General features: G+C 73.1%; 8 protein-coding genes. 4 read left to right on the plus strand and 4 right to left on the minus strand.

Features of this window, described 5'->3' with window-relative positions:
- Window positions 1–96 precede the first annotated feature (96 nt).
- Window positions 97–2,364 (plus strand): hypothetical protein, encoded by a 2,268-nt coding sequence (locus tag AABA78_RS32660; protein WP_338269227.1) that lies wholly within the window; start codon window positions 97–99, stop codon window positions 2,362–2,364.
- A gap of 21 nt (window positions 2,365–2,385) precedes the next feature.
- On the opposite strand, the gene AABA78_RS32665 is transcribed toward AABA78_RS32660, so the two are convergent.
- Window positions 2,386–2,928, minus strand: coding sequence for a DUF2378 family protein (locus tag AABA78_RS32665; protein ID WP_338269229.1), 543 nt, complete (start codon window positions 2,926–2,928; stop codon window positions 2,386–2,388).
- A 157-nt stretch (window positions 2,929–3,085) separates the two neighbouring features.
- On the opposite strand from AABA78_RS32665, the gene AABA78_RS32670 reads away from it, so the two are divergent.
- Window positions 3,086–3,829, plus strand: coding sequence for a 3-keto-5-aminohexanoate cleavage protein (locus tag AABA78_RS32670; RefSeq protein WP_338269231.1), 744 nt, complete (start codon window positions 3,086–3,088; stop codon window positions 3,827–3,829).
- Window positions 3,830–3,842: 13 nt separating this feature from the next.
- On the opposite strand, the gene AABA78_RS32675 is transcribed toward AABA78_RS32670, so the two are convergent.
- The gene (locus tag AABA78_RS32675; RefSeq protein ID WP_338269233.1) at window positions 3,843–5,906 is read right to left on the minus strand and encodes an SEL1-like repeat protein; all 2,064 of its coding nucleotides are present in this window, start codon (window positions 5,904–5,906) and stop codon (window positions 3,843–3,845) included.
- A gap of 90 nt (window positions 5,907–5,996) precedes the next feature.
- Here AABA78_RS32675 and AABA78_RS32680 point away from each other — a divergent pair, with 90 nt between their 5' ends.
- Window positions 5,997–6,854: an SDR family NAD(P)-dependent oxidoreductase gene (locus tag AABA78_RS32680; RefSeq protein WP_338269234.1), complete on the plus strand. Its 858-nt coding sequence runs from the start codon at window positions 5,997–5,999 to the stop codon at window positions 6,852–6,854.
- Here AABA78_RS32680 and AABA78_RS32685 read toward each other — a convergent pair.
- Together AABA78_RS32685 and AABA78_RS32690 are read right to left on the minus strand one after the other, a co-directional pair.
- Window positions 6,844–7,710 carry a methyltransferase domain-containing protein gene (locus AABA78_RS32685; protein WP_338269235.1) on the minus strand — a complete coding sequence of 289 codons (867 nt, stop codon included), beginning with the start codon at window positions 7,708–7,710 and terminating at the stop codon, window positions 6,844–6,846. The two genes, AABA78_RS32680 and AABA78_RS32685, sit on opposite strands and share 11 nt — an antisense overlap.
- Window positions 7,711–7,717: 7 nt before the next feature.
- The gene (locus AABA78_RS32690; protein ID WP_338269236.1) at window positions 7,718–11,197 is read right to left on the minus strand and encodes a protein kinase domain-containing protein; all 3,480 of its coding nucleotides are present in this window, start codon (window positions 11,195–11,197) and stop codon (window positions 7,718–7,720) included.
- Between the two features lie 253 nt (window positions 11,198–11,450).
- On the opposite strand from AABA78_RS32690, the gene gor reads away from it, so the two are divergent.
- Window positions 11,451–12,881, plus strand: a complete 1,431-nt coding sequence (gor, locus tag AABA78_RS32695; RefSeq protein WP_338269238.1) for a glutathione-disulfide reductase — start codon at window positions 11,451–11,453, stop codon at window positions 12,879–12,881.
- Window positions 12,882–12,890: the final 9 nt, after the last annotated feature.

Consider the following 12,890-nt stretch of genomic DNA (forward strand, 5'->3'; position numbering starts at 1 on the left):
CGCACCTCCCCGTCGACAGAGGCGTCCAGGCAGGCCCCACGGCAATGATTGCTCAGCTGTCCATGGACGGCGGTATTTCACGTTTCGGGGGACCTCATGAGCTGGAGCATCCAGATTCCCGCGGTGAACACGCTGAAGCTCGCGCTGGGCAACGCCGCCCATGAGCAGGCGCTGGGCCACGCGGAGTTGAACGGCCACCCGGCCATCCCCATCCAGGGCGGCAAGGTGTCGCTGATGGGCGCGCTCAAGGTCCCCGTGGAGCTCTTCAACGACCGGGATGACCAGGACGCGTACGGCATCATCGGCGTGCCCCCCAAGGAGCTGGACGGCTCCACGGCGGAGCCGCTCTTCTCGCCGGACGGGGCCGCGTGCTGGCTGAAGTACGCCGCGGAGCTGAGCGCGGAGGCCAACGGCCAGGGCAACTTCCCCTTCGTCGAGCTGAGCGGCGGCGGTTCGCTCCAGGTGAAGGTGGCGGACTACCGGCACCACGCCGCGACGAAGACGCTGGAGGACGCGCTGGGTTCGGACGCGAAGTCCCTGCGCCTGCCGTTCGTGCTGGGGGATGTGCAGGCGCTCCAGCCCGGAGACGCGCTGTCCTTCCAGACGCGCGTGGAGCTGAAGGCCGGGGTGAAGGTGTCCTGGTCCGCCATCAGCACGTCCCTGGTGGCGGCGCTCGCCAAGCGGCTGGCCGGGCAGCTGGTGTTCGAGCTGAAGGCGGAGGCGGGCGCGTCCATCGGCGGCACGGTGTCGCTCCAGGACGAGTTCCGCATCGTCTTCTCGCGGCCGAAGGACGGCGGGCCGTTCCGCGTGTCGGTCCGCAAGGCCACCTCGGACGCCGCGGCGGTCCACGTGTCGGCGGGCGTGTCGCTGGACTACTCGTCGCCGCTGCTCGCCTCCGTCCTGGGCGCCGCGGACGCCAGGGTGCAGGACGCCTTGAAGGTCGTCGAGGGCCTGGAGCAGGGCGCGCTCACGCCCGCGCTGCTCCAGGTGGCCGCCGCGCTGCTGAAGCAACTGGGCTTCCTCAAGGCGGCGGAGCCCACGCTCGCGTCGGTGAAGGCCGCGTACGAGGAGCTGAAGGACCTGGTCGAGAGCGTGGTGAGCGGGGCGCTCAAGGCGGGCTTCGAATACGAGTACGCGCGGAGCACCGAGGACGCGACCCTCCTGGAGCTGGAGGTACCCGTCCAGGAGCTGGCGGGCGCGCACGGCGCGTTCATCTCCGGCGACCTGGCCTCCATCCAGCACCGGGTGAAGGACGCGTGGCTGCGGCGCTACTTCCACATGAAGTCCGTGGAGTCCCAGCGCGTCTGGGGCCTGGGCCTGGGCTGGCGCGACGTCAACTTCGCCTCGCAGGAGGACCGGCGGAAGCTCAAGTCCGTGGTCCAGCACGCGTCCCGCGACCACCGCCAGGGCCCGCGCCGCTACGCCTTCCTGGGGGCGCGCAGCTACACGAGCTCCGGGCTGCTCTACGGGAAGACCTCGCGCTGGGGCCTGGACTTCAACGCCCAGATGCCGCGCTTCAGCCTCACGCCCAGCGCGGACGAGTTCGACTACTCCCTCTTCGCGCAGAGCGAGGTGGAGGACGGGCTGTCGAAGGAGCTCATCCAACGCGCGGTGGACGCCGCCACCGTCTGGGGCGCGGTCCTCCCGCAGGACGCACCGGCGCTGGTGGAGCGCCTCTTCCGCGCGGCGCCCGCCGGCACGAAGACCACCACGCGGCTGGAGCTGCGGGTGGACAGCGCCAGCTTCCGCAGGCTGCTGGCGAAGCTGGGCAGCGAGCCCGTCTTCGAACGCAACGCCTTCGCGCGAGGCCTGGCGCGAGCCCTGCCCCGGGCCAGCCAGCCCGTGCGCGCGAGCCTCCAGCGCCGGGAGGAGCTCTACGCGCCGCTCTGGGACGCGTACCTCAAGGACGGGGCGAAGGACTGGACGCTGGACAAGGCGAGGGCCACCGTGGCGTACCACCTGAAGACCCAGGCGGGCGCGGACGGCTTCGTCGCGTCGCACTGGGAGCAGGGCGGCGCCACGGGCACGTTCTCGGACGTGCTCGTGCAGGCGTCGCGCTACGGGGGCGACATCGGGAGCCGGCCGTACGGCAAGGTGTACGCGTTCTGGAAGGACCTGCTCGACAAGCTCAGCGCGCTGAACAAGGCCATCCAGCTGGAGACCGTCATCGCGGAGAACGACGCGACCTCCGCGGTGCAGCAGGTGTTCACGGCCCTGGATGACCTGGTGTGCGACGACTTCCGCGTCGCCGCGTTCGTGGCGTGGCTGGATCAGCTCTGCGTGCGGTGGAAGCTGGGCTCGGGCGTGCAGCGCACGCTCCAGGTGCGCGTGGCGGACCAGGAGTTCGTCGTCTCCCACGGCTGAAGGGCCGGGGCCCTCCCGCGGCTACCAGCGCATCCGGTACGTCGCGGAGGCCTCCTCGTGGGCCTCCACCACGGTGGTGAGGTTCTTCACCCCCGTGGTCAGCGTCCCGAAGTGGCACAGGGCCCCGATGAACTCCGGGTGGACGCCGCCTTCGCTCACCTTCAGCCGGTAGTCCGTGGGCGCCAGGCGCTCCACGTCCACCCGCAGGTAGTTGTTGCCGGAGGCCATGTTGCGCGCGGTGCGCTCCAGCGTGCGCGCCGGGCCCAGCAGCTTCAGCACGCCTTGCAGCGCGCGGCCCATGCGGGTGGAGAAGTAGGCGGTGACGAACCGCTGGCCCAGTTGCCAGTGCGCCTGCGCGGGAGCCAGGTGGGGGAAGAGCGCCGCCGCGCCCAGGAGCAGCATCTGGTGCCACTGGTGCTTGGGGTAGGCGGGCGCCAGCTTCGCGTCCAGGTCCAACCCCACGTCCTTCAAACTCGCCCGGAGCGGGCCCTCCAGGTGCCCTTCCAGGACCGCGAGCAGACCTTCGACGGTGTGGCCGAACACGACCTTTTCCGGCGGACGCACGATGGGAGGCTCCTCTCCACGGCCCGGGGATGCGTCCTTCTTCGGTAAACGCTCCTGGACCCGGGAACAACCCACCCCTCCCTTCGTGCAGCGGGATTTCCACCAGCGGACGGAGCAACTCCACGAAGCCCGTGGACCGTGGGGCATCCGTGGCTTCATGCCGCACATGTTGCTCAAGGCCTGTCTCAACGGAGCCCGCGCGGCCACGGATCATCCCCGGCTGCCCGTCACCGCCGAAGCGCTCGCGCGGGACGCCGCCGCCTGTCACGCCGCGGGCGCGGGCGCGTTCCACGTGCACCCGCGAGCCGCGCACGGCGGCGAGTCCCTGGACGCGGCGGACCTCGGTGTGTCGGTGTCCGCCATCCGCCGCGCCTGTCCGGGCGTGCCGGTGGGTGTGAGCACCGGCGCGTGGATCCTCCCGGACGTGACGGCCCGCCGCGCGCGGGTCGCCAGCTGGAAGGCGCTGTCCGCGAGCACCCGGCCCGACTTCGCCTCCGTCAACCTGTCCGAGCCCGGCTGGGAGTCCGTCGCGGACGCGCTGCTCGACGCGGGCATCGGCGTGGAGGCGGGCGTGTGGTTCCCGGAGGACGTGTCCCGGCTCATCGCGTGGCCGCATGCGGCGGAGTGCCTGCGCGTGCTCGTGGAGACGCAGTCGTCCCAGCCGGAAGCGGCGTGTCAGGAGGCGCGGACGCTGGTGGACCTGCTGCGCGCCACGGGCCTCGCGCGTCCCCTGCTCGTGCACGGCTCCGAGGGCGGTGCGTGGGCCGTGCTCGAATGGGCACGGCGCCACGGCTTCGATGCGCGCATCGGACTGGAGGACACGCTCACGCTGCCGGACGGCCATCGCGCGGAGGACAACGCCGCGCTGGTGACCAGGGCCCTCCAGCTCCTGCACGGATGACGCGCTGGAGCGCTCACTTCTCGCACGGCCCTCTTCGCCTGGACTCGGGCAGGTAGACACAGGTCAGGTACCGGGCCTCCCGGACCTGGGGTGCATCCGCTGTCAGCTTCCCGAACTCCTCGAGGAACCGCGCCTTCAGGCCGCAGCCGGTAGCGTCCTTCAGCGAGCACGCCTGCGCGGCGCGCGCGAGCATCGCGTCCAGGTCGAGGGGGGCGCCTCCACGGACGCCTCTGTAGTACTTCGCCAGCTGTACGCAGGCCGTCGCGCTACCACCGTCGCAGCCCTGCGCCGCCACACGGATCTCCTCCGCCCGGTCCCATTCAATCTCCCGTCCTTGCTGGTACGCCTGGGCCAGCTCGCCGCAGGCATCCGGGTCTCCCGCATCGCATGCCACCTTCAGGCGGCGGACGCGCACGACGTCCTTTGGCATGGGCAGTCCCAATGCCGCGCACTCGTCCTTGATCCGCGTCTTGCAGCCCTGGGCCTGATAACGGGGAAGGGCCTGCTCCGCGGCCGTCCTCAGCTCCGCGGGACCGTTGCTCACGGCCTTTCGCGTCATGATCAGCAGCTTGGCGCAGCTGAGGCGGTCCTCCTGCTCGAAGCAGGCGGACTGCCAGATCTTCAGTGCCCGCGCGAGGTTGTCCTCGAAGAAGGCGTCGCCCAGGCGCTCGCAGGCCTCTCCCCCATCCGGCCACGAGCAGCCCAGCTCCAGCATGCTCAGCCCCTTGCGCTCATCCTTCGGCACCTTTTCGGTGTTGTGGCCCAGGGACCACACCCGCCAGAGCTGCAAGCAGGCCTCCACGCCGCGCCGGTTGCATGCCTGCTCCAGCAGGAGCATGGCCTTCGCGACGTCGGGCTTCTGTCCAGAGCTCCCCAGCAGCAACACCTTGCCAAGGCGGGTGCAGGCATCCGCCTTGCCTCTTCCGTCCTGGCACTGCTGGGTCCAGCGCTCGATGGGGTCGCGCGGCGGCTTCGCGTTGGCCCCCACCCGCGCGGGGTCCAACTGGAGCGACTCCAGCACGGACTGCTTCGGCTTCTCCGGAGCGACCTTCGCCGGGTCCAGCTGGAGCGACTCCAGCACGGACTGCTTTGGCTCTTCGGTCTTCGCGCCCTCCGCCGTGAGCCCCAGCATGCGCCGCACGTCGCCGCACGCCTCCGGCACGTCGTGGTCGCACGCGCGCTGGTAGTACATCGTCGCGCGGCCCGGGTTCACCGCCACGCTCGCGCCCTTCTCGTACGCGGAGCCCATCACGTAGCACGCCATGCCCAGGCCCGACTCACACATGGCGCGGATCTTCTCCAGCTTCGCGCCCTCCTCCGGCGTGACGGCCGGGGCCGGCTCCGGCTTCACCGCCACCGCCGCGCTCGCGGAGGCGCACGCCTCCTTCTCACCCATGCCGCACGCGGTGCGGAAGTAGCTGGCCGCCAGCCGCGCGTCCTTGCGCGTGCGCACGCCCTGGTCGAACTCGCGCGCCACCGTGAGACAGGCGACCCCGACGTCCCGGTTGCACGCCTGCACCAGCATCCCCATGCCCGCCGCCACGTCCTGCGTGACGCCGAAGCCGCCCATCAGCTTCAGCACGCCCAGGTTGTTGCACGACAGCCCGTCATCCCCCGCGCAGCCGCGCTCGTAGAAGCTCACCGCCTGCGCGAGGTCCTTCGCCACGCCCCGGCCCTCGCCGTACAGCAGCGCCAGGTGTCCGCAGCCCTCCGGCAGGCCCTGCTCACAGCCGCGCGCGTACAGCCGCGCCGCTTCGGCCTCGTCCTTCGCGACGCCCCGGCCCTCCTCCTTCAGCACTCCCAGCGCCACGCACGCCCGCCGCTCGTCGCCGTTGCAGCCCAGCTCGTGGAGCGTCGCCGCGCGCGCCTCGTCCTTCGCGACGCCGTCGCCCATCCGGAGGCGCTCGGCCTGCTCGAAGCACGCTTGCGCGGTCCTCCCACCGCAGGTGCGCTGGTACAGCGTGGAGAGCTGTTCGGCCTCCGACGTCGGTTCATCCGAGGAGCCATGGGCACACGCCACGAGCAGTGCGAGGACGGGCACCACCCGCCACGCGAAGAGGATTTTCACTGAGGGCATGGGCGGATCCTTTCACTCCGTCCCGTTCCCGTCGAGGACCCCACCGTCTCCCGAGCCCCGCCCCACCGCGCTTCCTATGATGGGCGCACCATGCACGTGCCACCAGCAGCAGGCGGAGCTCCTCCAGCCTCATCGGAGGGTGCTCCCCCGGCGTGGGCGCTCATCCTCGGTGCCTCCTCCGGGACGGGCGCGGCCATCGCGGAGGCCGTCGCGCGCAAGCCGGGCCTGAACGTCTTCGGCGTGCACCGGGGCCGCTACGCGGACACCGCGCGGGAGCTGGAGGCCCGCGTTCGCGACCTGGGCCGGGACGTGCACCTGCGGCAGGCGGACGCCTCCACGCCCGAGGCCGCCGAGACCGGCGCGGACGCGCTGCTCCAGCACGCGGGCCCGCGCAGCGTGAAGCTGTTCGTGCACGCCATCGCCGGCGCGTCCGTGGGCCACTTCCTCTCCGACGGCCCGGACCGGCTGCACCCGCGCCGCATCCAGCGCACGTTCGACTGCATGGCGCACTCGTTCGTGTACTGGGCGCAGGCGCTGGTGAAGCGCGACCTGCTGGCCCCGGACGCGCGCCTGCTGGGGCTGCAGAACCCCCTGGATGAGACGCACCTGAACAACACCGGCCTCATCAGCGCCGCCAAGGCCGCGCTGGAGATGTACGTGCGGCATCTGGCCATCGAGCTGGGCCCGAAGGGCCACCGCGTGAACCTGCTCAAGTTCGGCACGGTGATGACGCCCGCGCTGCGCCACGTCTATTCGCCCGAAGCGCTGGCCCTCTTGGAGGCGCGCCACGCGGCCATGACCCCAGCGGGGCGCATGGGCACGCTGGACGACGTGGCCCGCTTCGTCACCGTGCTCGTGGGCGACGACGCCGCCTGGTTCAACGGCGCCACCATCGACTTCACGGGCGGCATGACGCTGCGCCTGCTGGACCTGGTGCTCAACCCGTGACGGCCGCCGGAACGCGGAACGTGAGGCAGTAGTAGAACGGTGACACCTGTTCCTCGATGACACCTTCGGCGCCCTGCGGCAGCAGCGCGCGCGGGCTCTTGGCCTCGCGCGTGTAGAACGTGAGGGCGCGGAAGGCGGCGCGCTGGAACAGCGACGGGCGGAAGGCCGCGTCCAGCTGCTCGTCCACCACCACCAGCGGCGTGCCGGGCAGGGCCACGCGCGCCATCTCCCGCAGCGCCACCGCGGGCTGGCGGTAGCTCCCAATCCCTCCCACGTGGAAGACGCGGTCGAACGTCGCGTCGCGGAACGGGAGCGCGTGCGCGTCCGCCACCATCAGCCGCGTGTCCTTCACGCCCCGGCCCTTGCGAAGCCGCTTCTCGCACTGGGCCAGCATGCCGGTGCTCAGGTCCAGGCCCCACACCTCCACGGGCAGGCCCGGCGGCAGCGAGCCCCGGATGCGCGGCAGGTTCGCGCCCGCGCCCACGCCCACCTCCAGCACGCGCACGGGCTGGCCGTCGTCGCGCGGCTTGAGCGCGCCCAGCTCCAGCCGGCGCATGTACCCGTCGCGCATGCGCGACTCGGAGACGGACTGGAACAGCGGCGTCAGCGCGGCCGTCAGCGGATCATGCAGCGCGGGCAGGCCGTCGTAGAGGTGGCGCATGAGGCGGTCCGTGCCCTGCACGCGGTCCTCGCGGTACAGCCGGGCGAGCCCGTCCGCCACCTCCCACGTCTCGCCGCAGCCGCCGCACAGCAGCCGTCCCTCGTCCAGCCGGCCGTCCTCGCTCTGCCCGTGCCACACCAGCTGGCCCCGGCAATCCGGGCACGCCAGCAACGCCACGTCCCGCACCCACATCATCGCTTCGTCACCCTGCCGTCCCCTGTTCGGCCAGGGCCCGCGCCAGGTCGTCGCGCGCCTCCAGCCGGGTGAAGTCCTCCACCGCCCGCCGCAGCAGCCTCGCGCGCTCCGGGTCCTCCGGGGGCAGGTGCCGCGCCCACTCCAGCCGCGCGCGCGCCGCCTCGTAGGGCATGCCCCGCGCGTCGGAGACCTCGATGCAGCGCTTCCACGCGAGCAAGGCCCTGGGGTGCTTCCCCGCGAGCCACGCCTCGCAGCCGCGCCACAGCCACGCGGCCGGCTCGCCGAAGGGGAACACCCGCGCGAAGCCCTCCACCGCCTTGAGCGCGGCGCGCGCGCTGTGCGTGAGCGCCTGCAGGCCGGGCCCGGGCGTCTCGCGCGCCCACAGCGTGAGCAGCACCTCCGCCACCGCGATGGCGCCGAAGTAGACGAAGTGCGCCACCGGCTTGCCCGCCGACAGCCGCACCAGCGCCTTCTCCGCCGCCGCGCGCGCGCCCGCCGCGTCGCCTTCGCGCAGGCACAGCAGCGCCAGCGTGCCGTCCACGATGATGCGGTCGGTGGCGCCGCCGTGCGCCTCCGTCCACGCGAGCGCCGGCTCCAGCGCCGCGCGGGCCCGCGCGTGCTCGCCCAGCCGCAGCAGCATGTGCGCGCGGTAGTGCTGGGCCCAGTGCCGCGTCTGCTCCGCGCCCCGGCGCACCGCGGACGCCTCCAGCCAGTCCATCAGCGGCAGGCCCCGCGAGAACTGGCCCCGGTACATGGCGGACACGGTGAGCAGCGCGCGGCACTCCTCCGCCAGCCGCAGGTCCCCCAGCGAGTCCACGAGGGCCGTCGCCCGCTGAAGCCACGTCTCCACGTCCTGCCAGCGCGCCTGGTACACCGCGCACACCGCGTTGCGGTTGAGCACGTAGGCCAGGTCCACCGGGCGGCCCACGCGCTCCGCCACCTCGTGCGCCCGCTTCACCCACGCGTCCGCCACGCGGTGCACCGGCACCGTGCCCGCCACCACCGCCATCACCGTGTAGCCGCGCGCCAGCTCCGGCGTGGGCCCCGCGGGCTCGCACAGGTTGAGCATGCGCAGGCCGCTCCAGAGCACCGGCAGCGCCTCCTGCGCGTAGATGAACGCGTCCGTCAGCCGCATGAGCAGCCGGCCCGCCAGCCGCCGCGCCTCGCGCCGCCGCCGGGAGTCATCCACGTACGCGTCCGGCCGGGCGCTCTGCGCCAGCCGCGACAGCACCTGCCCCAGCGTGCCCAGCACCCACGCCACGCGCGACGTGGGCACCCGCCAGCCGAAGTGCGCGAGCGCGGCCTCCGCGTGCCCCCGGAAGCCCTCCAGGTCACCCAGCTGGAAGCGGGCCTCCGCCAGCAGCGCCTCCACGCGGCCCCGCTCCATCGGCGGGGCCTCCGGCATGACGGTCAGCGCCCGCGTGAGCAGCGGCAGCGCCTCACGGCACGCGCCCACCGCCAGCGCCTCCTCGCCCGCGAGCCGCGCGTAGTGCGCCTCGCGGGCCGGGTCCCGCGCCTGTCCCCAGTGGTACGACAGCGCGGACGCGTGGCCCGTGGGGTGCGCCGCCTCCAGCGCCTGGGCCACGCGCCGGTGGAGCGCGGGCCGGTCCGCCGGGGTCAGGTCCTCCAGCAGCCGCTCCCGCAGCTTGTCGTGCGCGAAGCGCCAGCGGCCGTCGCTCACGTCCAGCACCGCCGCCGCCGCGCAGTCGGTGAGCCACGCCTCCACGTCCACGCCGGGCGCGGCCCGCCCCAGCACCGCCAGGTCCAGCTCCCGGCCGAGCAGCGCCGCCAGGTCCAGGAGCCCCCGCGCCTCCCGGGGCACCTTCTCCAGCCGGCGCTGCACCAGGGCGCGCACGCCGCCCGCCCACACGCGCTGGGGCAGCGCGACGGCGCCCAGCCGGTCCAGGCCGCCCGCGTCCTCCGCCAGCGCGCGCACCACCTCCACCAGCAGGAAGGGGTTGCCCTCCGACTCGCGGCGCAGCAGGTCCACCACGTCGGGCCGGCGGCCCACGGCGCCCAGCATGGACTCGCCCAGCTGGGCGATCTCCTCCGCGTCCAGCCGGAGCAGCCGCAGCATGCGGGGGCCGGCCAGGCGCTCGGGGAGCTGCGGGGACTCGTCGTCGCGGAAGCTCGCGAGCAGGAGCAGCGGCAGCCCCGGCGCCCTCGTCGCCAGCTGCGCGAGGAGCTGGAGGGACTCGGCCTGCGCCTGGTGCAGGTCCTCCAGGATGACCACGGTGGGCTGCGACAGGCGGGCGAAGAGGTCCTCCACCGTCTGGTGCAGGCGCAGCTGCGCCATGTCCGCGTCCAGCTCCGGGGCGACCGGCACCTCGCGGCCCAGCAGCGCCTCCAGGTCCGGCACCAGCGGCCGGAGCACGCGCGCCTCGCGGTCGGACAGCTCCGTGAGCATGGGCAGCCAGCGCAGCACCGTGCGCCACTCCTGGTACGGCACGCCGCCGGTGTCCACCGCCTGGCCGCGCAGCACCACCGCGCCGCGCACCAGCGCCAGCGCGCGCACCTCCTCCAGGAGGCGCGACTTGCCCACGCCGCTCTCCCCGCCAATGAGCCACGCGCCGCCCTGCCCCGCGAGCACCGCGTCGAGCACGTCCGTCAGGTGCTCGCGCTCCTTCACGCGCCCCACGAAGCGCGCGGACTGGAGGAAGCTCTCGCGCGTGGCGGCGGACTCGGCGGGCGGGGGCTCGCCCACGGCGGCGCACAGCGCGGCGATGACGGCCTCCGCGTCGCGCGGCCGGCGGTGGGCCTCCGGCGCCACCAATTGCTCCAGCACGGCCTTGAGCGCGGGCGGGAAGCCCGGCGTGGCGAACACCTGGCCCGCGTGCGGCAGCCGGCCGAAGAACATCTGGCACGCCATGGCGCCGAAGCCGAAGAGGTCCGTCAGCTCCGAAGGGGGCTGGTCCTCGAAGAGCTCCGGGGCCAGGTAGCCGGGGGTGCCCGCGGGCTGCGCGCGGCGGCCCTGCTGGTCGCGGCCCACGGCCAGGCCGAAGTCCAGCACCTTCACCTGCCCGCGCACCACCAGCACGTTCCCGGGCTTCAGGTCGCGGTGGATGATGCCGCGCCGGTGCAGGTACGCGAGCGCGTGGAGCGTCTGGATGAGCAGCCCCACCTGCGTCGCCAGGGGCGCGTCCGTGCCGGCCTCCACCAGCGTGCGCGCGTCCTCCAGCAGGTCCATGGCCAGGTAGGGCCGGCCCTCCGCGTCGAACCCGTAGTCCAGCACGCGGATGACGTTCGGGTGGCGCAGCGACACCAGCGTCTGGAACTCGTGGGCCAGCGACAGCGCCATGCCCTGCGTGGCGAAGGCGGAAGGGGTGCCCCGGCCCGGGCGCCGCGCCAGGTCCGCCACCGTCTTGTGCAGCCGCTTGAGGGCCACGGGGCCGGACAGGCCGTCCTGCGCGCGCCACACCGTGCCGGCGCCCCCGCGCCCCAGCAGGTCGAGGACGCGGTAGCGGCGTCCCACCACTTCCGGATCCATGCCCGGAGACGTGTCGGCGTCCGGAGCGTCCGTCCGGGGGGAGGTCTGGCAGGAAGGGGGGTGAGACATAGGGGGAGCCGCCCTGTGTTTCAGGATATCCCCCCTTCTCGTGCGGGAGGAGATTGAATGTGTCGGGGGGCAGGCGAAGCAGGAGGCGCTTCGGACCCCGGGGAGCAGCCCGGGGGGCGGGGCCCGGCAGGGCTCCTTCCCTTGCGCGCCCTGAAACACCATTTCTGATGACGGGAGGACACCGATGGCGGGCTACGACTTCGACTTGTTCACACTGGGCGCGGGGTCGGGCGGCGTCGCGGCCAGCCGGCGTGCGGGGGCCTCCGGGGCAAAGGTGGCCATCTGCGAGGAGGGGCGCGTGGGCGGCACGTGCGTGCTGCGCGGGTGCGTGCCCAAGAAGCTGCTCGTGTACGCGGCGCACTCCCGCTACGACATGGAGGACGCGGCGGGCTACGGCTGGACGGTGAACGGCCCCGCGCTGGACTGGAAGAAGCTCCAGGCGGCGAAGGCGAAGGAGCTGGACCGGCTGACGGGCATCTACGGGCGGCTCTTGCGCGACGCGGGCGTGACGCTGGTGGAGGGCCGGGGCCGGGTGGTGGACGCGCACACGGTGGAGGTCGCGGGCAGGCGCTACACGGCGGAGCGCATCCTGGTGGCCACGGGCGGCCGGCCCTACCTGCCGGAGGTGACGGGCATCGAGCACGCGCTCACGTCGGAGCAGGCGCTGGAGCTGCCCACGCTGCCGCGCCGGGTGGCGGTGGTGGGGGGCGGCTACATCGGCGTGGAGTTCGCGGGCATCTTCGCGGCGCTGGGCGTGAAGGTGACGATGCTCATCCGCGGCGACACGGTGCTGCGCGGCTTCGACAACGACATCCGCGCGGCGCTGACGCAGGAGATGCGCAAGAAGGGCGTGGACATCCGCCCGGAGACGTTCGTCCAGGACATCGAGAAGCGCGATGACGGGACGCTCAGCCTGCTGACGCGCATGGGGGAGACGCTGGAGGTGGACGCGGTGCTGTACTCCACCGGCCGCGTGCCCAACACGCAGGGCCTGGGCCTGGAGGAGGCGGGCGTGAAGCTGGACGCGCGCGGGGCGGTGGTGGTGGACGCGCAGTCGCGCTCGTCAGTGGAGAGCATCTACGCGGTGGGGGACGTGACGGACCGGCTCAACCTCACGCCGGTGGCCATCGCGGAAGGACGGGCGATGGTGGAGACGCTCTACCGGAACAACCCCGTGACGATGGACCACGAGAACGTCCCCTCCGCGGTCTTCAGCCAGCCGCCGGTGGGCACGGTGGGGCTCACGGAGCGCGAGGCCATGGAGCGTTACGGCAAGGTGGACGTCTACGTCTCCAGCTTCCGGCCCATGAAGCACACGCTGACGGGCCGGGACGAGCGCTCCATGATGAAGGTGGTGGTGGAGCGGGGCACGGAGCGCGTGCTGGGCTTCCACATGGTGGGCGCGGACGCGCCGGAGATCATCCAGGGGCTCGCGGTGGCGCTGAAGTGCGGCGTGACGAAGAAGCAGCTCGACGCCACCGTGGGCATCCACCCCACGGCCGCGGAGGAGTTCGTCACCCTGAGGGACAAGCGGCCCGACCCGTCGGAGAGCGCCACGATGCTGGAGCTGGGGCGCGAGGTGGTGGCCACTCCGCCGGGGGATCAGCGCAAGTAGGGCGGGCGC

Source organism: Corallococcus caeni (genome assembly GCF_036245865.1).
GTDB classification, from domain to species: Bacteria; Myxococcota; Myxococcia; order Myxococcales; family Myxococcaceae; genus Corallococcus; species Corallococcus caeni.